We start from the raw sequence: 23,438 nt of genomic DNA on the forward strand, positions 1-23,438 counted from the left end.
TCCCTCAGACTTTAAGTCTGCTAAAGGGTCGTTGGAGACCACAACGTTGATAGGTGAGGTGTGGAAGCGCAGTGATGTGTTAAGCTAACTCATACTAATTGCCCGAGAGGCTTAACCATACAACGCCCAAGATGTTTTGCGTGATAAAGCGCTAAGAAAGTACAGTGTGTAAATACTCATCAGCCTGCTAAGTTAAAGAGCATAAACAGTTTTTGCCTGGTGGCAATAGCGCTGTGGAACCACCTGATCCCATTCCGAACTCAGAAGTGAAACGCAGCTGCGACGATGGTAGTGTAGCATTCGCTATGCGAGAGTAGTTCACCGCCAGGCTCCCAATTAAGTAAACAAGCCCGTCTCGAAAGAGTCGGGCTTTTTGCTTTGCGCTTCACCAATCACATCATTACAATGATGGCATTCGCATTAACCGGCTTAATCATGCGCACTTTAATTAATATATCTGCTGTTCCTTATTCTACTTTTCGTTTTGATGCCACATTAAGCACTGTTCATGAGTTTAACTCTGTCAGTGAATTGCACAGCTTTACTGCTAAAACTGCGCCTGTAGTGCTGGGGGAAGGCAGTAATACTATTTTTTTGCAGGATCTTACTGCACCGGTCTGTCGGTTTGTCGCAGAAAGCAAAACGCTTACTGAACTGGGTGCTGACCATGTTTTAGTGCATGTTGAAGCCGGTCATAGCTGGCATCAGTTGGTTAGCTGGGCGGTTGAACAACAGCTGTGGGGTATAGAAAATCTGGCACTTATTCCGGGTTCTGTGGGGGCTGCGCCGGTACAAAATATCGGCGCTTACGGTGTGGAACTTGCCGATAGCTGCTTGTATGTTGATTTTTACCATTGGCAACAGCGTAAAGTGCAGCGTATTGCTGCAGGACGTTGCCAGTTTGGCTACCGTGATAGCGTGTTTAAACATGCCTTAGCAGGCAAAGGCGTTATCGTTGCCGTGGGATTCTGTCTTAGTAAGCAGTCTAATCCTGTGCTTGGCTATAACGGGTTGGATCAACTGCCTGCTGACGCTGCTATCAATACTATATTTGAACAGGTTGTTGCCGTGCGTAGCAGTAAGTTACCGGATCCTGCAGTTTTGGCTAATTGCGGCAGCTTTTTTAAGAACCCGGTTATTGCCTTGCAGCACTATACTGTGCTGAAAAGCAAATATGCGGATATGCCGGGTTTTAGCCAGCCTGACAACACAGTAAAAATTCCTGCTGCCTGGTTAATAGAACAACAAGGCTTCAAAGGTAAGCATTATGGTGAGGTTGGATGCTACAAACTACAACCGCTGGTCATCGTTAACGAGGGCGCAGGCACAGCGGCACAGTTAGAGCAACTTGTAACTGCAGTGCAGCAGCAAGTGCTGTCTGCGTACAATATTCAGTTAGAGGTTGAAGTACGTATGTTAAATGACGCGGGACAACCTGTAAGATGAGTAGAGGCAGTTTAGTTACACAGCGGCAATTGCTGAGTGCACTAAGCTCAGGAAGTTTTCATTCGGGGCAGGTTCTGGCAGAAATGCTGGGCGTAAGCCGCACAGCTGTAGCTAATCACATTAAACAGTTACAGCAATTAGGTTTAGATATCTACAAGGTTAAAGGTCGTGGTTACTGTTTGGTTGAGCAACTGGATTTACTTGATGCTGCCAGAATAAGCCAGTTACGTAAAGCGACTGGTGCTGACACTCTGGTACAACATATAACAGACTCAACCAACACCCAGTTAATGCAAAAAATACAGGATGGATTGGTAACAGAGCCAGGGTACACCATAGTAGCAGAAGCGCAAACTGCAGGCCGTGGCCGGCGTGGCCGTAATTGGTATTCTCCTTTTGCCGCCAGTTTGTACTTTTCGATGTATTGGCGCCTGGAGCAGGGAATTCAAGCCGCTATGGGGTTGAGCCTGGTGGTAGGTATCGTCATAGCAAGGTTGCTCAAACAACAGTATCAGGTTGATGCCAGGGTTAAATGGCCTAATGATGTTTATGTCGATGGTAAAAAGCTGTGCGGTATCCTGGTAGAGCTGGCAGGACAAGCTCACGCCGGCTGCGATGTTATCATTGGTATTGGTATGAATATTCGTCTGCCGCAGCAAGCTTTACACAGTATAGATCAACAGTATATCGACTTAACCGGAGCCGCTGAAAAAGTGATTGATCGCAATCAGTTGGTAGCCTTGTTACAACAACAACTCATAACGTTGCTGGCAGACTTCACGCAACAGGGTTTTACAGGTTTTGTTGATGAGTTTGACCAGTACAATCAATATCGCAACAAAGCAATAAGGCTTATCGGTAAGGAAGAGATAACAGGTATTTGCATCGGAGTGGATAAGCAAGGAGCCTTGTTGGTAAAAACTGCGGCAGGAGTACAGGCGTACTTTGGCGGTGAGCTTAGTTTGCGTGCGGGAGAGTAGCATGTATTTATTGCTGGATATTGGTAATACCCGTGAGAAGGCCGCGTTGGTTAAACACGGCAAAGTAACCGCTTTACCACAGCTAGCACCCGATAATTTGGCTAAGTTGCCGATAAAAGCCGTGTATTTCGCTAGTGTTGCATCACAAGAAAAGGTGGCAGTAATTAAGCAGTTGCTGGGTTTGGATCATCTGCCCTGGCGTCAGGTACATGCGGAAGCTCAGGCTTATGGTGTGCGTAGCAGTTATCAGCAGCCTCAGACGCTGGGTGTCGACCGCTGGTTGGCGATGTTAGGTGCGCAGTTATTGTTCCCGGCAAAAAATGTGCTAATCGTTGATGCAGGAACAGCGGTAACGGTCGATTGGCTGAATAAAGATGGCCAGCACGGCGGCGGTTGGATTATCCCAGGCCTGAAAATGCAGCAGCAGGCAGTGGTAAAAAATACCGCCAAAGTATTTAATTCCGAAATGTTTAACGGCCGGCTGGAACCGGGGCAGGATACGGTAACAGGCTTGCAAAATGGCTGCTTAGCTGCGGTTTTAGGTGCGATTAAACAAGCATGGCAGCTAACACCTTGCGACAAGCTATTCCTTACCGGCGGCGACGCTAAGTTTCTCAAACCTTATCTCACAGATTTGCCACTTGTTGTAGAACCTTTGCTTATTTTCCATGGACTGGCACGTTATATTGATATGTAAACGCAGATTTGCGCACTTAATGAGCGCTTAAGCGGGAAATTCTCGCTTTTTTGGTTTTTTCTGTTGCACGCTTTCGGTCATTACACTAGAATTCGCACCCACTGACGTAGTGCCGCTTTAGCTCAGTTGGTAGAGCAACTGACTTGTAATCAGTAGGTCATCCGTTCGACTCGGATAAGCGGCACCATTAGTATTGTGGAGGGGTTCCCGAGTGGCCAAAGGGATCAGACTGTAAATCTGCCGGCACTGCCTTCGAAGGTTCGAATCCTTCCCCCTCCACCATTTTCGTCAGGCGAATAGCTACGAGTAGGCCGCGGGCATCGTATAATGGCTATTACCTCAGCCTTCCAAGCTGAAGATGCGGGTTCGATTCCCGCTGCCCGCTCCAATCAAAAAGTTGCTGATATAGCTCAGGCGGTAGAGCGCATCCTTGGTAAGGATGAGGTCCCCAGTTCGATTCTGGGTATCAGCACCATCTTGACTCCTCTCTTGCTATAAAAATACCAACTTAATTAAATAACCGCCGTTTGTTAAAAAGGGTCTATTCATGGCTAAGGCTAAATTTGAACGAGTAAAACCGCACGTAAACGTAGGCACCATTGGTCACGTTGACCACGGTAAAACTACCTTAACTGCAGCAATCACCAACGTACTGGCTAAGACATACGGCGGTCAGGCATTTGCATTCGACCAGATTGACAAAGCGCCAGAAGAAAAAGCACGTGGTATCACAATCAACACGTCACACGTTGAATATGACACGCCAACACGTCACTACGCACACGTAGACTGCCCAGGCCACGCTGACTATGTTAAAAACATGATCACTGGTGCTGCTCAGATGGACGGCGCGATTCTGGTAGTAGCGGCGACAGACGGCCCGATGCCACAAACACGTGAGCACATCCTGTTGTCACGTCAGGTAGGCGTACCTTACATCATCGTGTTCATGAACAAGTGTGACATGGTAGATGACGAAGAGCTGTTAGAGCTGGTAGAAATGGAAGTGCGTGAGCTTCTTTCAGACTACGACTTCCCGGGTGATGACTTACCAGTAATTCGTGGTTCAGCGCTGAAAGGCCTGGAAGGCGATGCAGAGTGGGAAAAGAAAATCATCGAGTTGGGTGAAGCGTTAGATACGTACATCCCAGAGCCGGTACGTGCTATTGATAAGCCGTTCATCATGCCAATTGAAGACGTATTCTCAATTGCTGGTCGTGGTACTGTAGTAACAGGCCGTGTAGAGCAGGGTATTGTAAAAGTTGGTGAGACAGTAGAAATCGTAGGTATCAAAGACACTGTAGCGACGACGTGTACAGGTGTTGAGATGTTCCGTAAGCTGTTAGACGAAGGTCGTGCAGGCGAGAACATTGGTGCGTTGTTACGTGGTACTAAGCGTGAAGACGTAGAACGTGGTCAGGTACTTGCTAAGCCAGGTTCAATCAAGCCACACACTAAGTTCGAAGGCGAAGTGTACGTATTGTCAAAAGAAGAAGGTGGTCGTCATACACCATTCTTCAAAGGCTACCGTCCACAGTTCTACTTCCGTACCACAGACGTAACTGGCGCAGTTGAATTGCCAGAAGGCGTAGAGATGGTAATGCCAGGCGACAACCTGAAGTTTGTTGTTGAACTGATTTGCCCAATCGCGATGGACGAAGGTTTACGCTTCGCAATCCGTGAAGGCGGCCGTACAGTTGGTGCTGGTGTAGTATCAAAAATCATCGCTTAATTAAGTGATTGATGAAAAAAGGCTCCGTTGGGGCCTTTTTTTTTGCCTAAATTTTGTCGAAAAAGACGCTAAGTCATAAGCGTATTCATTATTCAAACACTTGTTTGAAAGTAAAACCTGTGCCATGCTTTAACTCATCCGTCCAGTTTGAGAGGCAGTCAACATGAGCCAATACCAAGCCCCACTAAATGATATATATTTTAACCTTTTCGATGTTTGGCAGTTAGATCAATACTGGCAACAGCAATCTCAGTTGGCAGATCTCATTGAAGCGGACACAGCCAAAGCAATCCTAGAAGAAGCGGCGAAGATTTGTGAACAACAAATTGCACCATTCGCCAGTAGCGCCGATACAGTAGGTGCCAAATTGGTTAATGGCAAAGTGTTACTACCAGAACATTATCACACGGCTTATAAAAGTCTTAGTGAAGGAGGCTGGACAGGCCTTAGCGGTGATGCAGAATTTGGCGGCATGGGGATGCCAAAGGCATTATCTATGATGGTTGATGAAATGCTTTGTAGTGCAGATATCGCTTTTTCGCTCTATCCCGGGTTAACGGCCGGCGCTTGTGTCGCTTTGCTACAGCACGCTGATGAAGCAACAAAAAAGACATACCTGCCTAAGATGTATAGTGGTGAGTGGTCCGGTACAATGTGTTTGACAGAGTCGCATGCCGGCTCAGATCTCGGTATTATGCGTACAGTAGCCAAACCCACAGACGACGGCAGTTATCAGATTACAGGCAGTAAAATCTTTATCACGGCCGGTGAACACGAATTAACCAGCAACATTGTGCATTTAGTGCTTGCTAAACTGCCTGATGCGCCCGCTGGTAGTCGCGGAATTTCTTTGTTTCTCGTGCCGAAATATTTACCTGACGCTAGTGGCCAAGCTGGCGAGCGCAACAAGGTAACGGTTGGGTCTATAGAACACAAAATGGGTATCAATGGCTCAGCAACCTGCGTACTAAATTTTGATGACGCAAGGGGCTACCTCATCGGCGAACCACATCGTGGATTGGCATGTATGTTCACCATGATGAACTACGAGCGGTTATCCATGGGCAGCCAAGGCTTAGGTGCGGCAGAGCGCGCGTATCAAAATGCCGTCAGCTATGCAAAAGACCGCTTGCAAGGTCGTATTAGCGAAAAAGATCCAAACAAAGCCGAGTCCATCCTTGGTCATGCTGATGTTCGTCGTATGCTGCTAAATATAAAAGCGATGAATGAAGCCGGTCGTACCTTTGCTACCTGGGTTGCGTCATTGTTAGACAAGGCAAAATACGACAACTGTCAGCAATCTGCACAGCGTGCCAACTTACTCACACCGATTGCCAAGGCATTTATGACAGATCAAGGTTTTGATTCGTGTGTCATTGCCCAGCAGGTTTTTGGCGGGCACGGTTACGTTAAAGAGTGGGGCATGGAACAGCTGGTACGCGATGTTAGGATTGCGCAAATATATGAAGGAACGAACGGTATTCAGGCTGCCGATTTTATGTTGCGAAAAGTGGCTGCAGACAAAGGTGATGCGCTATTAAAATTACTAGCCGAAATTAAACAAGACATCTTGGCGCAACCTATAGATATAACGATATCATTAACAAGTTACATTGATCAGCTGGTACAGTTTACCAAAGCAGTGATAGCTCAGGATAGCAGAGCGCAAAGTGCTAATGCTTGTGACTTTTTGGCGCTTGTTTCTTACATTCTCTATGGTTATATGTGGTACAAAAACCTTGCAGCGTTGAAAGTAGAGGTTCACAGCAGTACGTTTATTACAGCTAAACAATATACAGCTGCTTATTTCTTCACGCGGGTACTGCCTAAAGTTGATGGTTTACTATCATTATTAAGGCATGATTCAGCGTTAGTTGATAAGTTAACCGTTGAACAATTTTAGTACTTAGGACAACTATGAGATTTTTGGTCGGGTTGGCGTGTTTGTTTGCGTTTTCTGTTTCTGCTGCAGACGCCCTGGACAAAAGGATGAAAGCCGAGCAGTGGGACACTTATACACCGTTTACACTGCTACCGCATAAAAATAACTATCTGATGCCATTTACGTATGTAGATGGTATTGCTTCTACTTTGGAACGAGATGGTGACAGTGCGCCTTCTAGTAATATTGAAGCGAAATTTCAACTGAGTCTGAAAACACCTTTAATCACCAAAATTTATAAAGATAAAGGCTATCTGTTTTTTGCTTTTAGCCAACAGGCCTATTGGCAAGCCTATAACAGTGACGTTTCGTCTCCGTTTCGTGAAAACAACTATGAACCAGAGCTTATCCTGATGCTACCGCATTATAAGAATTACGAGGAAGCAGCCAGCCGTATCATTAGCCTTAGCCTATCGCATCAGTCAAATGGTCGCGCAGGTGAGCTATCGCGTAGTTGGAACCGCTTGAAGCTGAGCTGGGTTACATCAGTGGGTAATGTGTTTATTAATTTTGAACCCTGGTATCGATTTAAGGAAGATCCTAAAGATACACCGCAAGACCCCAAAGGTGATGACAACCCCGATATTACCCAATATATGGGGTGGTTTGAGCTGTCTGCTGCGTACAAACAGGACCAAGCAACCTGGCGAATGATGCTAAGAAACAATTTACGTAGTGAAAATAAGGGGGCATTGCGCTTATCGTATTCTCGACCATTTAATAAACATATCCGTTTATATGCTGAGTTTTTTAATGGTTACGGCGAAAGCCTCATCGACTATAATCGTTCTACCACTCGTTTTGGCATAGGTTTTGAACTTAATGACATTTTGTAGTGCATTATTTAAGCAATGCTTGCGTTATCTGTTGATTTCAGTATAATGCGCGGCCAGTCGATACAATTCTGACTGGCTCGTTAGGTAACATATTAAGTTATTTAACGCTTACAGTGCTCCCGATTGGGGAGCAAACGTAACTTTGGTGCATGGGCATCCCCCTTTTTGGGTTGGATTGCTTGTGTTTATTTTTGCTCTTTTTGCTCTTTGAGGCTTTGAATACATGAGTAATCAAAGGATTCGCATCCGTCTGAAAGCGTTCGATCACCGTTTGATCGATCAGTCAACTATGGAAATCGTTGACACAGCTAAGCGTACGGGCGCACAGGTTCGTGGTCCTATTCCACTTCCTACCCGCCAGGAACGTTTCACTGTATTGATTTCTCCTCACGTAAATAAAGATGCACGTGATCAGTACGAAATCCGTACCCACAAGCGTTTAATCGACATCGTTGAGCCAACAGAAAAAACTGTTGATGCGCTGATGCGTTTAGACTTGCCTGCTGGCGTTGACGTTCAAATCAGCCTGGGCTAATCAGACAGGTTTATAGAGGGGTTTAGGAAATGGCTATCGGTCTAGTCGGTCGTAAAGTGGGAATGACTCGCATCTTCACTGAAGACGGCGTTTCAATTCCAGTAACCGTAATCGAAGCGACACCAAACCGTGTAACTGCTGTTAAGACAGCAGAAACGAACGGTTACAGCGCATTACAAGTGACTGCTGGTACTGTAAAGGCAAGTCGCCTGAGCAAACCAGATGCAGGTCAGTTTGCAAAAGCTGGTGTAGACGCTGGTCGTGGTCTGTGGGAATTCCGCCTGGCAGATAACGAAGGTGCTGACATCACTGTCGGCAGCGAAATTACGGTTGAGATTTTCGCAGAAGCGAAAAAAGTTGATGTGTCTGGCACATCAAAAGGTAAGGGTTTTGCTGGTGCTGTTAAGCGCTGGAATTTCCGTACTCAGGATGCTACTCACGGTAACTCTTTGTCACACCGTGCACCAGGTTCAATTGGTCAGAACCAATCACCAGGTAAAGTATTCAAGGGTAAAAAAATGGCTGGTCACTTGGGTGCTGAGCGCGTAACTGTGCAATCACTTGAAGTGGTTCGTGTAGACGCAGAACGTAACCTGCTGTTAGTAAAAGGTGCAGTACCTGGCGCTATCGGTGGTGACGTAATCGTTAAACCAGCTGTTAAAAGCTAACGTCTGAGGAGATAAGTGATGGAATTAGCATTACGAGACGCTCAAGGCGTTCTTGAAGTTTCCGAAGCTACCTTTGGACGTGAGTTTAATGAAGCTTTGGTTCATCAGGTCGTTGTAGCTTATGCTGCTGGCGCCCGTCAGGGTACCCGCGCTCAGTTAACACGTTCTGAAGTACGCGGTGGCGGCAAGAAGCCATGGCGTCAAAAAGGTACTGGCCGTGCGCGTGCTGGTACAATCCGTAGCCCAATCTGGCGCGGAGGCGGTGTTACATTTGCGGCTAAGCCACAAGATCACAGCCAGAAAGTAAACCGTAAAATGTACCGTGGTGCGATTCAAAGCATCCTGTCAGAATTAGTTCGTCAAGAGCGTTTAATCGTGGTTGAAAATTTCGCCGTTGATACGCCTAAGACCAAAGATTTGACTGCAAAGTTAAAATCAATGGACTTGAAAGACGTGTTAATTGTGACTAACGAAGTGGATGAGAACCTGTTCTTATCTGCACGTAACCTGTACAAGGTTGACGTGCGTGACGTACACGGTATCGACCCGGTCAGCTTAATCGCATTCGACAAAGTGTTAATGACTGCTGCTGCAGTTAAGCAACTTGAGGAGCTTTTAGCATGATCCGCGAAGAACGTTTACTGAAAGTTATTTTGGCACCACACGTATCTGAAAAGAGCACCGTGTCTGCTGAAAAACACAATACAGTCGTTTTCAAGGTAGCCACTACTGCGACTAAAGCTGATGTTAAAGCAGCAGTTGAAAAACTGTTCGAAACTGAAGTCGTTGGTGTGCGTACTGTTAACGTTAAGGGTAAGACCAAGCGCACTGGTGCGCGTATGGGCAAGCGTAGCGATTGGAAAAAAGCTTACGTGACTCTTAAAGAAGGCAGCGAAATCGATTTCGTTGGCGGCGCTGAGTAAGAAGAGGAGTTAGGAAATGGCACTTGTAAAGTGTAAACCTACGTCACCAGGTCGTCGCCACGTATTAAAAGTGGTTAACCCAGACCTGTACAAAGGCAAGCCTTATGCCCCTTTGTTAGAAAAAAATTCAAAAACTGGTGGTCGTAACAACAACGGTCGCATCACTACCCGTCATATCGGTGGTGGTCACAAGCAGCATTACCGTTTAGTTGACTTCAAACGCAACAAAGATGGCATTCCGGCCAAAGTTGAGCGTTTAGAGTACGATCCAAACCGTACTGCAAACATCGCATTGGTGTTATATGCAGACGGCGAGCGTCGTTACATTCTGGCCCCTAAAGGCTTGAAAGCGGGTGATACAGTGGTTTCAGGTATGGAATCACCAATCAAAGCCGGTAACACGCTGCCACTGCGCAACATTCCAGTGGGTCAGGTAGTACATAACATCGAAATGAAACCAGGTAAAGGTGGTCAGTTAGCTCGTTCTGCTGGCGCATTTGTACAGATTCTGGCTCGTGACGGTGAGTACGTTACCCTGCGTTTACGCAGTGGCGAAGTACGTAAAGTATTAGCAGATTGTCGCGCGACTATCGGTGAGATCGGCAACGCGGAACATATGTTACGTCAATACGGTAAAGCTGGTGCTATGCGCTGGCGTGGCATTCGCCCAACCGTACGTGGTGTGGTAATGAACCCGGTTGATCACCCACACGGTGGTGGTGAAGGTAAAACTTCTGGTGGCCGTCACCCTGTATCTCCATGGGGCGTACCAACGAAGGGTTACAAAACTCGTTCAAACAAGCGTACTGATAAACTTATCGTACGTCGTCGTGATAAATAATTTGTGAGGAATTGCCATGCCACGTTCTCTCAAGAAAGGTCCATTTATTGACCTTCACTTGCTGAAGAAGGTAGAGAAAGCGTTGGAAAGCGGTGACAAGAAGCCTATTAAGACTTGGAGCCGTCGTTCAATGATCATACCTGATATGATCGGTTTGACCATCGCTGTCCATAATGGTCGTCAACATGTACCTGTGTTCGTCTCGGAAGAGATGATTGGTCACAAGTTAGGTGAATTTGCACCTACTCGTACCTACCGTGGTCATGCAGCCGACAAAAAGGCCAAGAAGCGCTAAGGGGTAAATGATGCAAGCATTAGCTAAACACAAATTTGCCCGTTCTTCTGCTCAAAAAACGCGTCTGGTTGCTGACCAGGTTCGTGGATTGTCGGTAGATAAGGCGTTGAATGTATTAACTTACAGCCCGAAGAAAGCTGCTGAGTTAGTCAAAAAGGTACTTTTATCAGCCATTGCTAACGCGGAGCACAATGAAGGTGCGGATATTGATACGCTTAAAGTTAAGACCATCTTCATTGATGAAGGTCCGTCTATGAAGCGCATCAAGCCACGTGCTAAAGGTCGTGCTGACCGTATCGTTAAGCGTACCAGCCACATCACTGTGGTTGTAGCTGATAACTAGGAGATAGAAATGGGACAGAAAGTACATCCTAATGGTATTCGCCTAGGTATCACTAAGCCATGGAGCTCAACCTGGTTCGCGAATACGAAAGACTTCCCGGATTTCTTAAACGGTGATTATAAAGTTCGTCAGTATCTGACTAAAGAACTTAAAGCAGCGTCAGTAAGCCGGATCGATATTGAACGCCCTGCGAAAAGCATTCGTGTGACTATTCACACAGCGCGTCCAGGCGTTATCATCGGTAAAAAAGGTGAAGATGTTGAGAAAATCCGTAAGCAAGTCGCTGCCATCGCTGGCGTACCTGCGCAGATTAATATCTCTGAAATCCGTAAGCCTGAGCTGGATGCCAAATTAGTTGCTGATTCAATCAGCAGCCAGTTAGAGCGTCGTGTAATGTTCCGTCGTGCTATGAAGCGTGCGGTTCAGAACGCTATGCGTATTGGCGCTAAAGGTATCAAGGTACAGGTGAGTGGTCGTTTAGGCGGCGCTGAGATTGCCCGTGATGAATGGTATCGTGAAGGTCGTGTGCCACTGCACACCCTGCGCGCAGACATTGATTACAACACCTCAGAAGCTTTAACTACTTACGGTATCATTGGTGTTAAAGTGTGGATTTTCAAAGGCGAGATCTTAGGAGCTCTGCCATTGAACAACAACACCAACAACGCCAACAATAACAACCAGCCTAAAGCGCCGAAAAAACCGGCACGTAAGGCAAAGTAGGGGTATTGAGCGATGTTGCAACCAAAACGTACAAAATTTCGTAAAGTGCACAAAGGTCGTAACCGTGGTTTATCCTTGGTTGGCGATAAAGTATCTTTCGGTACTTACGCACTGAAATCTGTAGAACGTGGTCAAATGACCTCACGTCAAATCGAATCTGCACGTCGTGCTATGACGCGCGCTGTTAAGCGTGTTGGTAAAATCTGGATCCGTGTGTTCCCAGACAAGCCAATCACTGCTAAGCCGCTTGAAGTACGTATGGGTAGTGGTAAAGGTTCTGTTGAGTACTGGGTATGCCAAATTAAACCTGGCAAAGTACTGTACGAAATGGACGGTGTGTCTGAAGAGTTAGCGCGTCATGCATTTACACTTGCCGCCGCTAAGCTACCATTTAAGACAACCTTTGTAACGCGGACGGTAATGTGATGAAAGCCAGCGAATTAAAAGCGAAAAGCGTTGAAGAGTTAAACGCTGAACTACTGGGCTTATTACGTGAGCAGTTTAACCTGCGCATGCAATTAGCTACTGGTCAGTTAGCTCAAACGCATTTATTTAAGCAGGTGCGTCGTGATATCGCGCGCGTTAAGACCATCTTAACCGAGAAGGCAGGTGCGTAATGACTGAAACAAATATTCGTACACTGCAAGGTAAAGTAATCAGCAACAAAATGGACAAGTCTATTACTGTTGCGATTGAACGTTCAGTGAAACACCCTATTTATGGGAAGTTCATTAAGCGTACTACCAAGCTGCACGTACATGACGAAACTAATCAGTGTAAAGAAGGCGATGTAGTCACTATTCGTGAATGCCGTCCTTTGTCTAAGACTAAGTCTTGGACCCTGGTAGCTGTAGTCGTATCAGCATCTTAATTCGTTAAGATGTCAAAAGCGGCTCCTTTTTGGAGCCGCTTTTATTTTGCGCTACCTTTTTGGTAAGAGTGCTGTTATAATCACGCGCCCTCTTGTCAGGGGGTAGTTTATATCGTAAGCAGCGTAACCCGTGAGGGTTATTTAGTAGAATAGCGGAGCACTAAGATGATCCAGATGCAATCTATGCTGGAAGTCGCAGACAACAGCGGCGCGCGCAGCGTAATGTGTATTAAGGTCTTAGGTGGTTCACATCGCCGTTATGCTGCAATTGGTGACATCATCAAAATTACTGTTAAGGAAGCAATTCCGCGCGGTAAAGTTAAAAAAGGTGATGTACTAAATGCAGTGGTGGTGCGTACACGCAAAGGCGTACGCCGTCAGGACGGTTCTTTGATCCGTTTTGATCGCAATGCAGCAGTGTTGTTAAACAGCAAGCTGGAACCGATCGGCACTCGTATTTTCGGGCCTGTTACACGTGAACTTCGTGGCGATAAGTTTATGAAGATCGTGTCTCTGGCACCAGAAGTACTGTAAGGAGTCACCATGGCTAGTAAAATCCGTCGTGATGATGAGGTTGTTGTTCTTACTGGTAAGGACAAAGGTAAGCGCGGTAAGGTTACTAAAGTATTAGTAGCTGAAGGTCGTGTTTATGTTTCCGGCGTTAACTTGGTTAAAAAGCATCAGAAGCCTGTACCGGCTCTGAACCAGCCAGGTGGTATCGTTGAGAAAGAAGCCTCGATTCATGTTTCAAACGTAGCGATCTTTAACTCTAAATCGGGTAAAGCAGATCGTGTAGGTTTCCGCCTTGAAGACGGCAAAAAAGTTCGTTTCTTCAAGTCGAATAACGAAGTAATTTAATTGCTATTGGAGTAATACGATGGCGAAACTGCATGAAATTTACAAAGACACCGTAGTCCCAGAACTGTTTAAGCAGTTCGGCTACACCAGCGTCATGCAAGTCCCTCGGATTGTTAAAATCACACTCAACATGGGTGTGGGTGAAGCCGTAGCTGACAAAAAGATCCTTGAAAATGCTGTAGCAGATTTAACTGCTATTGCAGGCCAGAAACCTCTGGTTACTAAGGCGCGTAAGTCAGTCGCTGGTTTCAAAATCCGTGAAGGCTACCCTATTGGCGCAAAAGTGACCCTGCGCGGCGAGCGTATGTGGGAATTCTTAGAGCGTTTAGTCTCTATAGCTATCCCGCGTATTCGTGATTTCCGTGGTGTAAACCCGAAATCATTCGATGGCCGTGGTAACTACAGCATGGGTGTACGTGAGCAAATCATTTTCCCAGAAATCGATTATGACAAAGTAGACGCAGTACGTGGTTTAGATATCACTATTACGACTACCGCGCGTACCGATGACGAAGGACGTGCTTTACTTGCCGCGTTTAACTTCCCATTCAAGAAATAAGGTGTAGGGTCATGGCAAAACAATCAATGAAAGCGCGTGAATTCAAGCGTGCACAACTGGTAGCCAAATTCGCTGCAAAGCGTCATGAACTGAGAGATGCGATTTCTAGTCCAGCAACTTCTGATGAAGACCGTTGGGCCGCCGTTCTTAAGTTACAGACGTTGCCGCGTGATTCAAGCCCTTCGCGTCAACGTAACCGTTGTCGTGTAACTGGTCGTCCACACGGTTACCTGCGTAAATTCGGCATGAGCCGGATCAAGGTCCGTGAAGCGGCGATGCGCGGTGAAATTCCTGGCCTTCGTAAGGCTAGCTGGTAAGAATCACGGGAGTAACGAGCTATGAGTTTGCAAGATCCAGTAGCGGATATGTTTACTCGCATCCGCAACGGCCAGTCAGCCAATAAAGTTGCGGTTAAGATGCCATCTTCAAAATTGAAGGTGTCAATTGCGAAAGTATTAAAAGACGAAGGTTACATCGCTGATTTCGCGGTTTCTGGTGAGTCAAAACCAGAACTGGAAGTAACGTTAAAGTACTTCCAGGGCAAATCTGTAATTGAAACTATCGATCGTGTTAGTCGTCCTGGTCTGCGTATCTATAAGAAACGCGGCGATTTACCTAAGGTAATGGGCGGTTTAGGTGTGGCCATCGTGTCAACATCTAAAGGACTAATGACTGACCGTGCTGCGCGCAAGGTTGGTATCGGTGGCGAAATCATCGGCTACGTAGCGTAACGGAGGTAGTAATCTATGTCTCGTGTTGCTAAAGCCCCAGTCACTATTCCAGCAGGCGTTACTGTAACGCAAACTGGTCAGGTAGTGTCATTTAAGGGCAAAAACGGCGAGTTAACATTAGATGTTAACCCAGCAGTTGAAATCGTTGTTGATGGTAACGTTTTACGTACCATTCCTCGCGATGGTTTTGACAATGCTAACGCACAAGCGGGAACTGCCCGTGCGTTAATCAACAACTTAGTTACTGGTGTTACTGAAGGTTTCTCTCAGAAACTGGAACTGGTCGGTGTTGGTTACCGTGCTAAAGCAGAAGGTAAAGTATTAAACCTGAGCCTTGGCTTCTCTCACCCGGTAGTGTTTCAGGTACCTAACGGTATCACTATTGAAACACCAACCCAGACAGAAGTACTGGTAAAAGGTTCTGACAAGCAATTAGTTGGTCAGGTTGCCGCTAACATCCGGGCATACCGTAAACCAGAGCCTTACAAAGGCAAAGGTGTACGCTATGCAAATGAAAACGTGCGTCGTAAAGAAGCGAAGAAAAAGTAGGGTAGGACGATGGATAAGAAACTTGCTCGTCTGCGCCGTGCCAAACGCACCCGCAGAAATATTATCGAACAAGGTGCGAATCGCCTGGTTGTACACCGTACACCACGTCACATCTACGCCCAGCTTATCGCACCAAATGCTGAAGTGATCGCTGCAGCTTCTACTTTAGAAGCTTCAATTAAAGAATCACTTAAGTACTCTGGTAACGTAGACGCTGCTAAGGCTGTAGGTAAAGCGATTGCCGAACGCGCAGTAGCCAAAGGCGTTACTGCTTGTGCTTTTGACCGCAGTGGCTTCCAGTATCATGGTCGCGTACAAGCTTTGGCTGACGCGGCGCGTGAAGCCGGTCTTCAGTTCTAGGAGTAGCTCATGGCTAACGAAGAAGCTAAACAACAATCTGATTTACAAGAGAAGCTTGTTGCAGTAAACCGCGTGTCAAAAGTTGTAAAAGGTGGTCGGATTTTCTCCTTCACCGCTTTGACCGTAGTTGGTGACGGTAATGGTCGCGTTGGTTTTGGTTATGGTAAAGCACGTGAAGTTCCAGCTGCTATTCAAAAAGCAATGGAAAAAGCACGTCGCAACATGACTCAAGTTGAATTAAACGGTAACACGTTACACCACCCAACTCGTGGTGTTCACTCAGGTTCAAATGTTTATATGCAGCCTGCTGCTGAAGGTACTGGCTTGATCGCCGGTGGTGCAATGCGCGCCGTACTTGAAGTTGCTGGTGTACAAAACATTTTGTCTAAGTGTTACGGCTCAACTAACCCAATCAACGTAGTTCGCGCAACTATTAATGCACTGGGGTCTGTAAAGTCACCAGCACAAATAGCTGCTAAACGCGGTTTACGCGTTGACGACATTCTGGGGTAATCTGCCATGGCGAAGAAGACAATTAAAGTAACCCAAACGAAGTCAAGCATCGGTCGTTTACCGAAGCATAAGGCCTCGTTAACTGGGTTAGGTTTACGCCGTATCGGCCATACCGTTGAAGTTGAAGATACACCTTCAGTTCGCGGTATGATCAATGCTGTGTATTACATGGTTAAAGTGGAGGAGTAACAGATGTTATTAAATACTCTTGCTCCGGCACCTGGTGCTAAGAAAGACAAGCGTCGTGTGGGTCGTGGTATCGGCTCCGGCTTAGGTAAAACTGCTGGTCGTGGCCACAAAGGTTTGAAGTCACGTTCAGGTGGTAAAGTACGTCCTGGTTTCGAAGGCGGTCAAATGCCTCTGAAACAGCGTCTACCTAAGTTCGGTTTCACTTCACAGAAATCATTGATTTCTGCTGAAGTACGTTTGCATGAACTTGCAGCAGTGAAAGGTGATGTAGTTGATTTAGCTAGTCTGATGGAAGCTAACATCATTTCTCGTACTGTTAAGTTTGCTAAAGTTGTCCTGTCTGGCGAAATTACTCGTCCAGTAACCGTTAAAGGTTTAGGTGCAACTAAAGGCGCTCGTGCAGCAATCGAAGCCGCTGGCGGTAAAGTCGAAGAATAATAAGGATAGTACGCGATGGCTAAACCAGGTTCGGACTCAAGAAGTGCAAAAGGCGGTTTCAGCGAGCTGAAATCCCGCCTGTTGTTTGTACTTTTGGCCATAGTCGTGTTTCGACTAGGCTCCTTTGTGCCAATTCCTGGAATTGACGCCGCCGTGCTGGCTCAGTTATTCGAGCAACAAAAGGGCACCATCGTTGAAATGTTCAACATGTTCAGCGGTGGCGCACTTGAGCGTGCTTCGGTGTTTGCGTTGGGTATTATGCCCTACATCTCCGCCTCTATTATCGTTCAGCTGTTAACGGTGGTTCACCCCGCTATGGCAGAATTGAAAAAAGAAGGTGAAGCTGGAAAGCGCAAAATTAACCAGATGACGCGCTACGGTACTTTGGGTTTAGCAACGTTACAGGCTATTGGTATTGCCACTGGTCTGCCAAACATGATGCAAGGGTTAGTCATTAACCCAGGCTTTGCATTTTACTTCACTGCAGTAATCAGTCTGGTTACTGGAACCATGTTTTTAATGTGGTTAGGTGAGCAAATTACAGAGCGCGGCATCGGTAACGGTATTTCGTTGCTAATCTTTACCGGTATTGTTGCCGGCTTCCCGTCTGCCATTGGCCAGACGATAGAGCAGGCACGTCAAGGCGATTTGCACTTTTTACTGTTAGTTGCAATTGGTGTGATCGTGATCGCGATTACCTGGTTTGTGGTGTTTTTTGAACGCGGCCAGCGTCGGATTGTGGTCAATTATGCAAAGCGTCAGCAGGGCCGTCAGGTTTTTGCCGCGCAAAGTAGCCATTTACCATTAAAGGTAAATATGGCTGGTGTAATTCCACCAATATTTGCTTCTAGCATCATTCTGTTTCCTGGAACGATTGCCAGTTGGTTTGGCTCAGGTGAAGGCGTAGTAGCTAACTTCTTACAGGAATTAGCGTTAACATTATCTCCGGGACAACCGTTGTATATGATGTTATACTCTGCGGCCATTATTTTCTTCTGTTTCTTCTATACTGCGTTGGTGTTTAACCCACGTGATACAGCAGATAACTTGAAAAAATCTGGTGCCTTTATTCCTGGCATAAGACCTGGTGAACAGACATCAAAATACATTGATAAAGTGATGACACGGTTAACCCTAGCGGGCGCACTATACATTACCTTTATCTGTTTAGTACCTGAGTTCATGATGGTAGCGTGGGACGTTCAGTTCTACTTCGGTGGTACATCACTGCTGATTATCGTTGTCGTTATAATGGACTTTATGGCACAGGTACAGACCCATCTGATGTCTCATCAGTATGATTCTGTGCTTAAAAAGGCAAATCTTAAAGGCTATAGCCGTTAAGATATATTTGCGGAGTTAAGTTATGAAAGTACGAGCTTCCGTTAAGAAGATCTGCCGTAACTGCAAAGTGATCAAGCGTAATAACGTAGTTCGCGTAATTTGCAGTGAGCCAAAGCATAAACAGCGCCAAGGCTAATAGCAGAATAAAATGATATTGCGGGCTGAATCGATAGGTTTAGCCCCTTTATCGTTTGCATTATAAGCGCCATTTGAGTATCCTTACGGGCTTTTCAAATTGGCATCTTTAAACTCTATTATAGGAGAACGTTAGTGGCCCGTATCGCTGGCATTAACATCCCCGATAATAAGCATGCGGTCATCTCTTTGACCTATGTTTATGGTATCGGTAAAACCCGCGCTAAATCTATTTTAGCTGCAGTGGGAATCGAAGAAAGTACTAAAATTGCGTCTTTATCTGATGCACAACTAGATACGCTTCGTGACGAAGTTGCAAAATACACCGTTGAAGGTGACTTGCGTCGTGAAATCACATTAAACATTAAGCGTTTAATGGACCTTGGTTGTTACCGTGGCCTTCGCCACCGTCGCAGTCTGCCGGTTCGTGGTCAGCGCACTAAAACTAATGCGCGTACCCGCAAGGGCCCACGTAAAGCGATTAAGAAATAAGGTGATTCAACATGGCTAAAGCACCAGTTCGTACTCGTAAACGGGTAAAAAAGCAAGTTTCTGACGGTATGGCTCATATCCATGCTTCTTTCAACAACACCATCGTGACGATTACTGATCGTCAGGGTAATGCACTGTGCTGGGCGACTGCAGGTGGTTCAGGTTTCCGTGGTTCACGTAAATCTACTCCGTTCGCTGCTCAGGTAGCTGCAGAGCGTGCAGGTACTGCTGCGCTGGAATATGGTGTTAAGAACCTTGAAGTGTTTGTGAATGGACCTGGCCCAGGCCGCGAATCAGCGATTCGTGCACTGAACGCCGCTGGTTACAAGATCACAAATATCACCGACGTGACGCCTATCCCGCACAACGGATGCCGTCCACCTAAAAAACGTCGCGTGTAATTACAGCGCTTCACGGATTATTGGAGAAAGAAGATGGCAAGATATTTGGGTCCTAAGCTCAAACTAAGTCGTCGCGAAGGTACAGATCTGTTCCTGAAGAGCGGCGTAAGAGCAATCGATTCAAAGTGTAACTTAACCACAGCACCTGGTCAGCACGGCGCTCGTCGTGGTCGCTTATCAGACTATGGTTTACAGTTACGCGAGAAACAGAAAGTACGTCGTATGTATGGCGTATTAGAAAAGCAGTTCCGTAACTATTACAAGGAAGCTGCTCGTTTGAAAGGTAATACAGGTGAAAACCTGTTAACGTTGTTAGAGTCACGTTTAGACAACGTAGTATACCGTATGGGTCTGGCCAGTACGCGCGCAGAAGCACGCCAATTGGTTAGCCACAAAGCTATTATGATTAATGGCCAAGTGCTGAACATTCCATCATACAAAGTATTACCTGAACAAGTGATCTCTGTTCGTGAGAAAGCGAAAAAGCAAGCCCGTATCGGCGCTGCGCTTGAAGTAGCTGCACAACGTGAGAAACCAACTTGGATCGAAGTTGACAACACGAAGCTTGAAGGCGTTTTCAAACGTCTGCCAGAGCGTTCAGACTTGTCTGCGGACATCAACGAACAGTTAATCGTCGAGCTTTACTCTAAGTAAAGCTAATTGTTAAGAGAGGGTACAATGCAGGGTTCTGTCACCGAATTCCTTAAGCCGAGATTAGTTGGTATCGAAAAGATCAACCCTACTCGTGCCAAAGTTACTTTGGAACCACTAGAGCGCGGTTTCGGGCATACCTTGGGTAACGCGCTACGTCGTATTTTACTTTCGTCAATGCCAGGTTGTGCAGTGACTGAAGTTGAAATAGACGGCGTGCTCCATGAGTACAGTGCCAAAGAGGGTGTGCAGGAAGATATCATAGATATCCTTCTGAACCTGAAAGGCCTTGCCGTTCGCCTGGAAGACAAAGATGAAGTCACGCTGACTTTAACGAAAAAAGGTGCTGGCCCTGTAACTGCTGGAGACATCCAGCATGGCGACGGTGTGGTTATTACTAACCCAGAGCACGTAATTTGCAACCTGACTGGTGAAACTGAATTCAGTATGCGCCTGAAAGTTGAACGTGGTCGTGGTTATGTGCCTGCATCAGCGCGTTTGTCCTCAGATGATGACGAGCGTCCTATTGGTCGTCTGTTACTGGATGCGTCTTTCAGCCCGGTTGAGCGTATAGCTTATTCTGTTGAAGCAGCGCGGGTAGAACAGCGTACTGATTTGGACAAACTGATTATCGATATGGAGACCAACGGCACTGTTGAGCCAGAGGAAGCCATTCGCCGCGCAGCAACGATTTTAGCTGAACAGTTAGAATTCTTCGTAGAGCTGCGTGATAAGAGCGAACCGGAAAAGCGCGAAGAGAAGCCGGAGTTTGATCCGATTCTGTTACGTCCGGTCGATGATTTGGAATTAACAGTTCGTTCTGCTAACTGCTTGAAGGCAGAGCAGATTCAGTACATTGGTGATCTGGTTCAGCGTACCGAGGTTGAGTTACTTAAAACACCTAACCTGGGTAAAAAGTCGCTTACCGAAATCAAAGACGTGCTGGCTTCACGCGGTTTATCACTTGGCATGCGCCTAGAGAACTGGCCGCCAGCGAGTCTGGTAAATAAAGACTAATCAGATACCAGTTTCTGGTTTAGTGAGAAGGAATAGATCATGCGCCATCGCAAGAGTGGTCGTCAATTAAACAGGAACAGCAGCCACCGTACGGCAATGTTCCGCAATATGGCAAGTTCGTTGGTGAAGCACGAAATCATCAAAACGACTTTGCCAAAGGCAAAAGAGTTACGTCGTGTGATTGAGCCATTGATCACACTGGCAAAGAATGACAGCGTTGCAAACCGCCGTCTTGCTTTTGCTCGTACTCGTGATAAAGAAGTAGTTGGTTTGTTGTTCAATGTTTTGGGCCCGCGTTACAACGCTCGTCCAGGTGGTTACACTCGTATTCTTAAGTGTGGCTTCCGTGCAGGCGACAACGCACCAATGGCTTACATTGAGTTAGTAGATCGTCCAGAAGTGGATGCACTGCCAGTTGAAGAAACTGCTGCAGAGTAAGCTACTCCTAAGTAAAAAGCCGGGCTATGCCCGGCTTTTTTATGTCTGTTTGTTTTTGCTACCAAGTACCGATATGATTATTTTATTCAGTTAATTAGGTAATGGTTTATGCAAAAATTTCGTTTATACATTATATATGCATTGTTATTTGTCCCTGCAGCACTTGCTGACTGCTTTCAACTAAACAATACCTCGGCATGCCATAACTTTTCATCTTTATTAAACAAAGTTCCTGATACGTATCCTATGCTACAAAAAGTTTTTGCGGATCCAGCCCCTTACAAAGTACAAATAATTTATACGCAAATAGATCGCGATACACAGAATAAACCTCACCTCAGTTACTACCAATATAATGTCGATGAGAACCGGTATTTCTATCCAGCCAGCTCAGTAAAGCTGCCTATAGCTTTACTTGCTCTTGAATGGCTGAACGAGCAAAATGTGGAGCAACTTACCACTGAGACTACCATGTTCACCGACGCCGCACTGCCATGGCAAACTGCCGCACATATAGATGATACTTCAGCGACAAAATTACCGAGTATGGCGCATTATATTAAGAAAATACTATTGGTAAGTGATAATGATGCCAGTAACCGGTTATATGAACTATTAGGCCAGGAAAGGATAAATGTTAAATTAGCAGAGAAAGGCTTAACAAATAGTTTGATTACTCATCGTTTAAGCACATCTTTAACGGAGCAGCAAAACCGGCAATACAATCCAATTCGATTTATCGGCTTAGATAACACTCTATTATTAGCGCTGCCAGCAAGGGAATCTGTAAGCGTTTTCCGCAACAAAGCCGAAGCCACTTTTGGTAAAGGATATATCGATAATGGGAATTATATCGATCAACCGATGGATTTCACTGCAAAAAACCGCCAGAGTCTGGCTAATTTTGATGGTGTAATAAAGCGTTTGGTGTTCCCGGAATTATTCAGTAAACAGCAGCAGTTTGCTTTATCAAGCAAAGATAGAGAGTTTGTCTTGCGTTATATGTCTATGCTGCCGTCAGAGAGTGATTATCCGAGTTACAATACAGAACATTTTCCAGACAATTATTCTAAATTCCTCATGTTTGCCGGTGAGCCGAAGTCACTTCCCGCTAATATTCGTATTTTTAACAAAACCGGTTGGGCTTACGGACACATTGTTGACGGCGGTTATTTTGTCGATATAGAAAATCAGGTAGAGTTCTTTCTTACAGCGGTTATCTATACTAACAAAAACGACATCCTTAACGATGACCAATATGAAACCAAACAAGTTGCATATCCGTTTCTCAATGAGTTAGGTAACTACATATATCAATATGAACTCAACAGAGCTAAACCTATTAGGCCAGATCTTACCGATATTAAAAAGATCATCAGTAAATCCCCCTAGATCCGTTTAAATAACATACAGAAAACCAACGTTTTATATGTTTTTGCACAAAAAGTGTTCGAACGATCATATTTCTGTAAAAAAGATCTTGATCAGTTTGCTGCGATCTCTATAATGCGCACCACACAGACGTCAGCAAGCGAAAGCAGAAAACGTCTGACTGAGGTGAAAACCTCGCATCATCGAGTTTGACTCTGGTGCACGCTCTTTAACAATTAGCAATCAATCATCTGTGTGGGCACTTATGATGGATTTCACTAAAATGAAATTTATCAGTTGAGTGACACTACAGAAATGTTTTAAGTCAGTAAGACTGAGCAGTCCTTCGGGACAGAAAGAACTTTAATTGAAGAGTTTGATCATGGCTCAGATTGAACGCTGGCGGCAGGCCTAACACATGCAAGTCGAGCGAATGAGGGTAGCTTGCTACCTGATTTAGCGGCGGACGGGTGAGTAATGTATAGGGAGCTGCCCGATAGAGGGGGATACCAGTTGGAAACGACTGTTAATACCGCATAATGTCTACGGACCAAAGTGTG

The 23,438-nt window shown here is 45.8% G+C and carries 35 protein-coding genes, 4 tRNA genes and 3 rRNA genes; all 42 read left to right on the forward strand.

Going from position 1 to position 23,438, the window contains the following annotated elements; all coding sequences use genetic code 11:
• Nucleotides 1-119: ribosomal RNA gene (locus H595_RS0116140) — 23S ribosomal RNA — on the forward strand; the annotation flags it as partial.
• A 96-nt stretch (nucleotides 120-215) separates the two neighbouring features.
• Nucleotides 216-330: ribosomal RNA gene (gene rrf / locus H595_RS0116145) — 5S ribosomal RNA — on the forward strand.
• 105 nt (nucleotides 331-435) lie between these two features.
• Nucleotides 436-1,446 carry a UDP-N-acetylmuramate dehydrogenase gene (gene murB, locus H595_RS0116150; RefSeq protein ID WP_027672138.1) on the forward strand — a complete coding sequence of 337 codons (1,011 nt, stop codon included), beginning with the start codon at nucleotides 436-438 and terminating at the stop codon, nucleotides 1,444-1,446.
• The gene (gene birA, locus H595_RS0116155) at nucleotides 1,443-2,426 is read left to right on the forward strand and encodes a bifunctional biotin--[acetyl-CoA-carboxylase] ligase/biotin operon repressor BirA (protein WP_027672139.1); all 984 of its coding nucleotides are present in this window, start codon (nucleotides 1,443-1,445) and stop codon (nucleotides 2,424-2,426) included. Before murB ends, birA begins: the two co-directional genes overlap by 4 nt.
• A gap of 1 nt (nucleotide 2,427) precedes the next feature.
• The gene (locus H595_RS0116160) at nucleotides 2,428-3,123 is read left to right on the forward strand and encodes a type III pantothenate kinase (protein WP_027672140.1); all 696 of its coding nucleotides are present in this window, start codon (nucleotides 2,428-2,430) and stop codon (nucleotides 3,121-3,123) included.
• A gap of 111 nt (nucleotides 3,124-3,234) precedes the next feature.
• Nucleotides 3,235-3,310 (forward strand) — tRNA-Thr (locus tag H595_RS0116165).
• A 10-nt stretch (nucleotides 3,311-3,320) separates the two neighbouring features.
• Nucleotides 3,321-3,405: transfer RNA gene (locus H595_RS0116170), tRNA-Tyr, on the forward strand.
• A gap of 31 nt (nucleotides 3,406-3,436) precedes the next feature.
• Nucleotides 3,437-3,511, forward strand: a tRNA-Gly gene (locus H595_RS0116175).
• An 11-nt stretch (nucleotides 3,512-3,522) separates the two neighbouring features.
• Nucleotides 3,523-3,598, forward strand: a tRNA-Thr gene (locus H595_RS0116180).
• A 72-nt stretch (nucleotides 3,599-3,670) separates the two neighbouring features.
• Nucleotides 3,671-4,855, forward strand: a complete 1,185-nt coding sequence (tuf, locus tag H595_RS0116185) for an elongation factor Tu (protein ID WP_027672141.1) — start codon at nucleotides 3,671-3,673, stop codon at nucleotides 4,853-4,855.
• A 163-nt stretch (nucleotides 4,856-5,018) separates the two neighbouring features.
• Nucleotides 5,019-6,758 (forward strand): acyl-CoA dehydrogenase, encoded by a 1,740-nt coding sequence (locus tag H595_RS0116190; protein ID WP_027672142.1) that lies wholly within the window; start codon nucleotides 5,019-5,021, stop codon nucleotides 6,756-6,758.
• A 14-nt stretch (nucleotides 6,759-6,772) separates the two neighbouring features.
• Nucleotides 6,773-7,633 (forward strand): phospholipase A, encoded by an 861-nt coding sequence (locus tag H595_RS0116195; protein WP_027672143.1) that lies wholly within the window; start codon nucleotides 6,773-6,775, stop codon nucleotides 7,631-7,633.
• A 223-nt stretch (nucleotides 7,634-7,856) separates the two neighbouring features.
• A complete protein-coding gene (gene rpsJ / locus H595_RS0116200) occupies nucleotides 7,857-8,168 on the forward strand; it encodes a 30S ribosomal protein S10 (protein WP_008899121.1) in 312 nt (103 codons plus the stop codon).
• Between the two features lie 29 nt (nucleotides 8,169-8,197).
• Nucleotides 8,198-8,836 (forward strand): 50S ribosomal protein L3, encoded by a 639-nt coding sequence (rplC, locus tag H595_RS0116205; protein ID WP_027672144.1) that lies wholly within the window; start codon nucleotides 8,198-8,200, stop codon nucleotides 8,834-8,836.
• Nucleotides 8,837-8,854: 18 nt separating this feature from the next.
• Nucleotides 8,855-9,460: a 50S ribosomal protein L4 gene (gene rplD / locus H595_RS0116210; protein WP_027672145.1), complete on the forward strand. Its 606-nt coding sequence runs from the start codon at nucleotides 8,855-8,857 to the stop codon at nucleotides 9,458-9,460.
• Complete coding sequence (rplW, locus tag H595_RS0116215) at nucleotides 9,457-9,759, forward strand: 50S ribosomal protein L23 (protein ID WP_027672146.1); 303 nt, start codon at nucleotides 9,457-9,459, stop codon at nucleotides 9,757-9,759. Before rplD ends, rplW begins: the two co-directional genes overlap by 4 nt.
• A 16-nt stretch (nucleotides 9,760-9,775) precedes the next feature.
• Entirely contained in the window at nucleotides 9,776-10,600 is an 825-nt protein-coding gene (gene rplB, locus H595_RS0116220; RefSeq protein WP_027672147.1) for a 50S ribosomal protein L2, read from the forward strand.
• A 16-nt stretch (nucleotides 10,601-10,616) separates the two neighbouring features.
• On the forward strand, nucleotides 10,617-10,895 hold the full coding sequence (rpsS, locus tag H595_RS0116225) for a 30S ribosomal protein S19 (RefSeq protein ID WP_008950795.1): 279 nt from the start codon (nucleotides 10,617-10,619) through the stop codon (nucleotides 10,893-10,895).
• Between the two features lie 10 nt (nucleotides 10,896-10,905).
• A complete protein-coding gene (gene rplV, locus H595_RS0116230; protein ID WP_019677721.1) occupies nucleotides 10,906-11,238 on the forward strand; it encodes a 50S ribosomal protein L22 in 333 nt (110 codons plus the stop codon).
• 9 nt (nucleotides 11,239-11,247) lie between these two features.
• On the forward strand, nucleotides 11,248-11,961 hold the full coding sequence (gene rpsC, locus H595_RS0116235; protein ID WP_027672148.1) for a 30S ribosomal protein S3: 714 nt from the start codon (nucleotides 11,248-11,250) through the stop codon (nucleotides 11,959-11,961).
• Between the two features lie 12 nt (nucleotides 11,962-11,973).
• Nucleotides 11,974-12,387 carry a 50S ribosomal protein L16 gene (gene rplP, locus H595_RS0116240; RefSeq protein WP_027672149.1) on the forward strand — a complete coding sequence of 138 codons (414 nt, stop codon included), beginning with the start codon at nucleotides 11,974-11,976 and terminating at the stop codon, nucleotides 12,385-12,387.
• On the forward strand, nucleotides 12,387-12,578 hold the full coding sequence (gene rpmC, locus H595_RS0116245; RefSeq protein ID WP_008224486.1) for a 50S ribosomal protein L29: 192 nt from the start codon (nucleotides 12,387-12,389) through the stop codon (nucleotides 12,576-12,578). The genes rplP and rpmC overlap by 1 nt, the downstream gene beginning before the upstream one ends.
• Nucleotides 12,578-12,832: a 30S ribosomal protein S17 gene (gene rpsQ, locus H595_RS0116250; RefSeq protein WP_027672150.1), complete on the forward strand. Its 255-nt coding sequence runs from the start codon at nucleotides 12,578-12,580 to the stop codon at nucleotides 12,830-12,832. The genes rpmC and rpsQ overlap by 1 nt, the downstream gene beginning before the upstream one ends.
• A 165-nt stretch (nucleotides 12,833-12,997) precedes the next feature.
• Nucleotides 12,998-13,366, forward strand: a complete 369-nt coding sequence (gene rplN / locus H595_RS0116255) for a 50S ribosomal protein L14 (protein WP_027672151.1) — start codon at nucleotides 12,998-13,000, stop codon at nucleotides 13,364-13,366.
• Nucleotides 13,367-13,375: 9 nt separating this feature from the next.
• Nucleotides 13,376-13,690, forward strand: coding sequence for a 50S ribosomal protein L24 (gene rplX / locus H595_RS0116260; protein ID WP_027672152.1), 315 nt, complete (start codon nucleotides 13,376-13,378; stop codon nucleotides 13,688-13,690).
• 19 nt (nucleotides 13,691-13,709) lie between these two features.
• Nucleotides 13,710-14,249 (forward strand): 50S ribosomal protein L5, encoded by a 540-nt coding sequence (rplE, locus tag H595_RS0116265; protein WP_027672153.1) that lies wholly within the window; start codon nucleotides 13,710-13,712, stop codon nucleotides 14,247-14,249.
• Nucleotides 14,250-14,260: 11 nt separating this feature from the next.
• Nucleotides 14,261-14,566 carry a 30S ribosomal protein S14 gene (rpsN, locus tag H595_RS0116270; RefSeq protein ID WP_027672154.1) on the forward strand — a complete coding sequence of 102 codons (306 nt, stop codon included), beginning with the start codon at nucleotides 14,261-14,263 and terminating at the stop codon, nucleotides 14,564-14,566.
• A gap of 21 nt (nucleotides 14,567-14,587) precedes the next feature.
• Nucleotides 14,588-14,980, forward strand: a complete 393-nt coding sequence (gene rpsH / locus H595_RS0116275; protein WP_027672155.1) for a 30S ribosomal protein S8 — start codon at nucleotides 14,588-14,590, stop codon at nucleotides 14,978-14,980.
• Between the two features lie 15 nt (nucleotides 14,981-14,995).
• The gene (gene rplF, locus H595_RS0116280) at nucleotides 14,996-15,529 is read left to right on the forward strand and encodes a 50S ribosomal protein L6 (RefSeq protein WP_027672156.1); all 534 of its coding nucleotides are present in this window, start codon (nucleotides 14,996-14,998) and stop codon (nucleotides 15,527-15,529) included.
• A 9-nt stretch (nucleotides 15,530-15,538) separates the two neighbouring features.
• A complete protein-coding gene (gene rplR / locus H595_RS0116285) occupies nucleotides 15,539-15,889 on the forward strand; it encodes a 50S ribosomal protein L18 (protein WP_027672157.1) in 351 nt (116 codons plus the stop codon).
• 9 nt (nucleotides 15,890-15,898) lie between these two features.
• Nucleotides 15,899-16,402 carry a 30S ribosomal protein S5 gene (gene rpsE, locus H595_RS0116290; RefSeq protein WP_027672158.1) on the forward strand — a complete coding sequence of 168 codons (504 nt, stop codon included), beginning with the start codon at nucleotides 15,899-15,901 and terminating at the stop codon, nucleotides 16,400-16,402.
• A 6-nt stretch (nucleotides 16,403-16,408) separates the two neighbouring features.
• Nucleotides 16,409-16,591 carry a 50S ribosomal protein L30 gene (rpmD, locus tag H595_RS0116295; protein ID WP_027672159.1) on the forward strand — a complete coding sequence of 61 codons (183 nt, stop codon included), beginning with the start codon at nucleotides 16,409-16,411 and terminating at the stop codon, nucleotides 16,589-16,591.
• A 3-nt stretch (nucleotides 16,592-16,594) separates the two neighbouring features.
• Nucleotides 16,595-17,029 (forward strand): 50S ribosomal protein L15, encoded by a 435-nt coding sequence (rplO, locus tag H595_RS0116300; protein WP_027672160.1) that lies wholly within the window; start codon nucleotides 16,595-16,597, stop codon nucleotides 17,027-17,029.
• A gap of 15 nt (nucleotides 17,030-17,044) precedes the next feature.
• Complete coding sequence (gene secY / locus H595_RS0116305; RefSeq protein WP_027672161.1) at nucleotides 17,045-18,373, forward strand: preprotein translocase subunit SecY; 1,329 nt, start codon at nucleotides 17,045-17,047, stop codon at nucleotides 18,371-18,373.
• A gap of 22 nt (nucleotides 18,374-18,395) precedes the next feature.
• Nucleotides 18,396-18,509: a 50S ribosomal protein L36 gene (gene rpmJ, locus H595_RS23920; protein WP_008950799.1), complete on the forward strand. Its 114-nt coding sequence runs from the start codon at nucleotides 18,396-18,398 to the stop codon at nucleotides 18,507-18,509.
• A gap of 134 nt (nucleotides 18,510-18,643) precedes the next feature.
• Entirely contained in the window at nucleotides 18,644-19,000 is a 357-nt protein-coding gene (gene rpsM, locus H595_RS0116310) for a 30S ribosomal protein S13 (protein WP_027672162.1), read from the forward strand.
• Between the two features lie 11 nt (nucleotides 19,001-19,011).
• On the forward strand, nucleotides 19,012-19,401 hold the full coding sequence (gene rpsK / locus H595_RS0116315) for a 30S ribosomal protein S11 (RefSeq protein WP_027672163.1): 390 nt from the start codon (nucleotides 19,012-19,014) through the stop codon (nucleotides 19,399-19,401).
• A 33-nt stretch (nucleotides 19,402-19,434) separates the two neighbouring features.
• A complete protein-coding gene (gene rpsD, locus H595_RS0116320; RefSeq protein WP_027672164.1) occupies nucleotides 19,435-20,055 on the forward strand; it encodes a 30S ribosomal protein S4 in 621 nt (206 codons plus the stop codon).
• Between the two features lie 24 nt (nucleotides 20,056-20,079).
• Nucleotides 20,080-21,069, forward strand: a complete 990-nt coding sequence (locus tag H595_RS0116325; protein ID WP_027672165.1) for a DNA-directed RNA polymerase subunit alpha — start codon at nucleotides 20,080-20,082, stop codon at nucleotides 21,067-21,069.
• A gap of 39 nt (nucleotides 21,070-21,108) precedes the next feature.
• Nucleotides 21,109-21,507, forward strand: a complete 399-nt coding sequence (rplQ, locus tag H595_RS0116330; protein ID WP_027672166.1) for a 50S ribosomal protein L17 — start codon at nucleotides 21,109-21,111, stop codon at nucleotides 21,505-21,507.
• A gap of 108 nt (nucleotides 21,508-21,615) precedes the next feature.
• On the forward strand, nucleotides 21,616-22,899 hold the full coding sequence (locus H595_RS0116335) for a serine hydrolase (protein WP_027672167.1): 1,284 nt from the start codon (nucleotides 21,616-21,618) through the stop codon (nucleotides 22,897-22,899).
• Between the two features lie 343 nt (nucleotides 22,900-23,242).
• Nucleotides 23,243-23,438, forward strand: a 16S ribosomal RNA gene (locus H595_RS0116340); the annotation flags it as partial.

The organism is Rheinheimera baltica DSM 14885, from assembly GCF_000425345.1.
Lineage (GTDB): Bacteria > Pseudomonadota > Gammaproteobacteria > Enterobacterales > Alteromonadaceae > Alishewanella > Alishewanella baltica.

What these genes read in the sequence shown, in the direction of transcription:
- rplW (WP_027672146.1), top strand. Translation starts at nt 9,457, where the DNA reads ATGATCCGCGAAGAACGTTTACTGAAAGTTATTTTGGCACCACACGTA.
- rpsS (WP_008950795.1), top strand. Translation starts at nt 10,617, where the DNA reads ATGCCACGTTCTCTCAAGAAAGGTCCATTTATTGACCTTCACTTGCTG.
- rplX (WP_027672152.1), top strand. Translation starts at nt 13,376, where the DNA reads ATGGCTAGTAAAATCCGTCGTGATGATGAGGTTGTTGTTCTTACTGGT.
- H595_RS0116190 (WP_027672142.1), top strand. Translation starts at nt 5,019, where the DNA reads ATGAGCCAATACCAAGCCCCACTAAATGATATATATTTTAACCTTTTC.
- rpsJ (WP_008899121.1), top strand. Translation starts at nt 7,857, where the DNA reads ATGAGTAATCAAAGGATTCGCATCCGTCTGAAAGCGTTCGATCACCGT.
- rpsE (WP_027672158.1), top strand. Translation starts at nt 15,899, where the DNA reads ATGGCTAACGAAGAAGCTAAACAACAATCTGATTTACAAGAGAAGCTT.
- H595_RS0116160 (WP_027672140.1), top strand. Translation starts at nt 2,428, where the DNA reads ATGTATTTATTGCTGGATATTGGTAATACCCGTGAGAAGGCCGCGTTG.
- rpsQ (WP_027672150.1), top strand. Translation starts at nt 12,578, where the DNA reads ATGACTGAAACAAATATTCGTACACTGCAAGGTAAAGTAATCAGCAAC.
- rplB (WP_027672147.1), top strand. Translation starts at nt 9,776, where the DNA reads ATGGCACTTGTAAAGTGTAAACCTACGTCACCAGGTCGTCGCCACGTA.
- H595_RS0116335 (WP_027672167.1), top strand. Translation starts at nt 21,616, where the DNA reads ATGCAAAAATTTCGTTTATACATTATATATGCATTGTTATTTGTCCCT.
- rplR (WP_027672157.1), top strand. Translation starts at nt 15,539, where the DNA reads ATGGATAAGAAACTTGCTCGTCTGCGCCGTGCCAAACGCACCCGCAGA.
- rplP (WP_027672149.1), top strand. Translation starts at nt 11,974, where the DNA reads ATGTTGCAACCAAAACGTACAAAATTTCGTAAAGTGCACAAAGGTCGT.
- secY (WP_027672161.1), top strand. Translation starts at nt 17,045, where the DNA reads ATGGCTAAACCAGGTTCGGACTCAAGAAGTGCAAAAGGCGGTTTCAGC.
- rpsN (WP_027672154.1), top strand. Translation starts at nt 14,261, where the DNA reads ATGGCAAAACAATCAATGAAAGCGCGTGAATTCAAGCGTGCACAACTG.
- rpsD (WP_027672164.1), top strand. Translation starts at nt 19,435, where the DNA reads ATGGCAAGATATTTGGGTCCTAAGCTCAAACTAAGTCGTCGCGAAGGT.
- tuf (WP_027672141.1), top strand. Translation starts at nt 3,671, where the DNA reads ATGGCTAAGGCTAAATTTGAACGAGTAAAACCGCACGTAAACGTAGGC.
- H595_RS0116325 (WP_027672165.1), top strand. Translation starts at nt 20,080, where the DNA reads ATGCAGGGTTCTGTCACCGAATTCCTTAAGCCGAGATTAGTTGGTATC.
- rplC (WP_027672144.1), top strand. Translation starts at nt 8,198, where the DNA reads ATGGCTATCGGTCTAGTCGGTCGTAAAGTGGGAATGACTCGCATCTTC.
- rpmD (WP_027672159.1), top strand. Translation starts at nt 16,409, where the DNA reads ATGGCGAAGAAGACAATTAAAGTAACCCAAACGAAGTCAAGCATCGGT.
- rpmC (WP_008224486.1), top strand. Translation starts at nt 12,387, where the DNA reads ATGAAAGCCAGCGAATTAAAAGCGAAAAGCGTTGAAGAGTTAAACGCT.
- H595_RS0116195 (WP_027672143.1), top strand. Translation starts at nt 6,773, where the DNA reads ATGAGATTTTTGGTCGGGTTGGCGTGTTTGTTTGCGTTTTCTGTTTCT.
- rplO (WP_027672160.1), top strand. Translation starts at nt 16,595, where the DNA reads ATGTTATTAAATACTCTTGCTCCGGCACCTGGTGCTAAGAAAGACAAG.
- murB (WP_027672138.1), top strand. Translation starts at nt 436, where the DNA reads ATGCGCACTTTAATTAATATATCTGCTGTTCCTTATTCTACTTTTCGT.
- birA (WP_027672139.1), top strand. Translation starts at nt 1,443, where the DNA reads ATGAGTAGAGGCAGTTTAGTTACACAGCGGCAATTGCTGAGTGCACTA.
- rplV (WP_019677721.1), top strand. Translation starts at nt 10,906, where the DNA reads ATGCAAGCATTAGCTAAACACAAATTTGCCCGTTCTTCTGCTCAAAAA.
- rpsC (WP_027672148.1), top strand. Translation starts at nt 11,248, where the DNA reads ATGGGACAGAAAGTACATCCTAATGGTATTCGCCTAGGTATCACTAAG.
- rplF (WP_027672156.1), top strand. Translation starts at nt 14,996, where the DNA reads ATGTCTCGTGTTGCTAAAGCCCCAGTCACTATTCCAGCAGGCGTTACT.
- rpsK (WP_027672163.1), top strand. Translation starts at nt 19,012, where the DNA reads ATGGCTAAAGCACCAGTTCGTACTCGTAAACGGGTAAAAAAGCAAGTT.
- rpsH (WP_027672155.1), top strand. Translation starts at nt 14,588, where the DNA reads ATGAGTTTGCAAGATCCAGTAGCGGATATGTTTACTCGCATCCGCAAC.
- rplN (WP_027672151.1), top strand. Translation starts at nt 12,998, where the DNA reads ATGATCCAGATGCAATCTATGCTGGAAGTCGCAGACAACAGCGGCGCG.
- rpmJ (WP_008950799.1), top strand. Translation starts at nt 18,396, where the DNA reads ATGAAAGTACGAGCTTCCGTTAAGAAGATCTGCCGTAACTGCAAAGTG.
- rplE (WP_027672153.1), top strand. Translation starts at nt 13,710, where the DNA reads ATGGCGAAACTGCATGAAATTTACAAAGACACCGTAGTCCCAGAACTG.
- rplD (WP_027672145.1), top strand. Translation starts at nt 8,855, where the DNA reads ATGGAATTAGCATTACGAGACGCTCAAGGCGTTCTTGAAGTTTCCGAA.
- rplQ (WP_027672166.1), top strand. Translation starts at nt 21,109, where the DNA reads ATGCGCCATCGCAAGAGTGGTCGTCAATTAAACAGGAACAGCAGCCAC.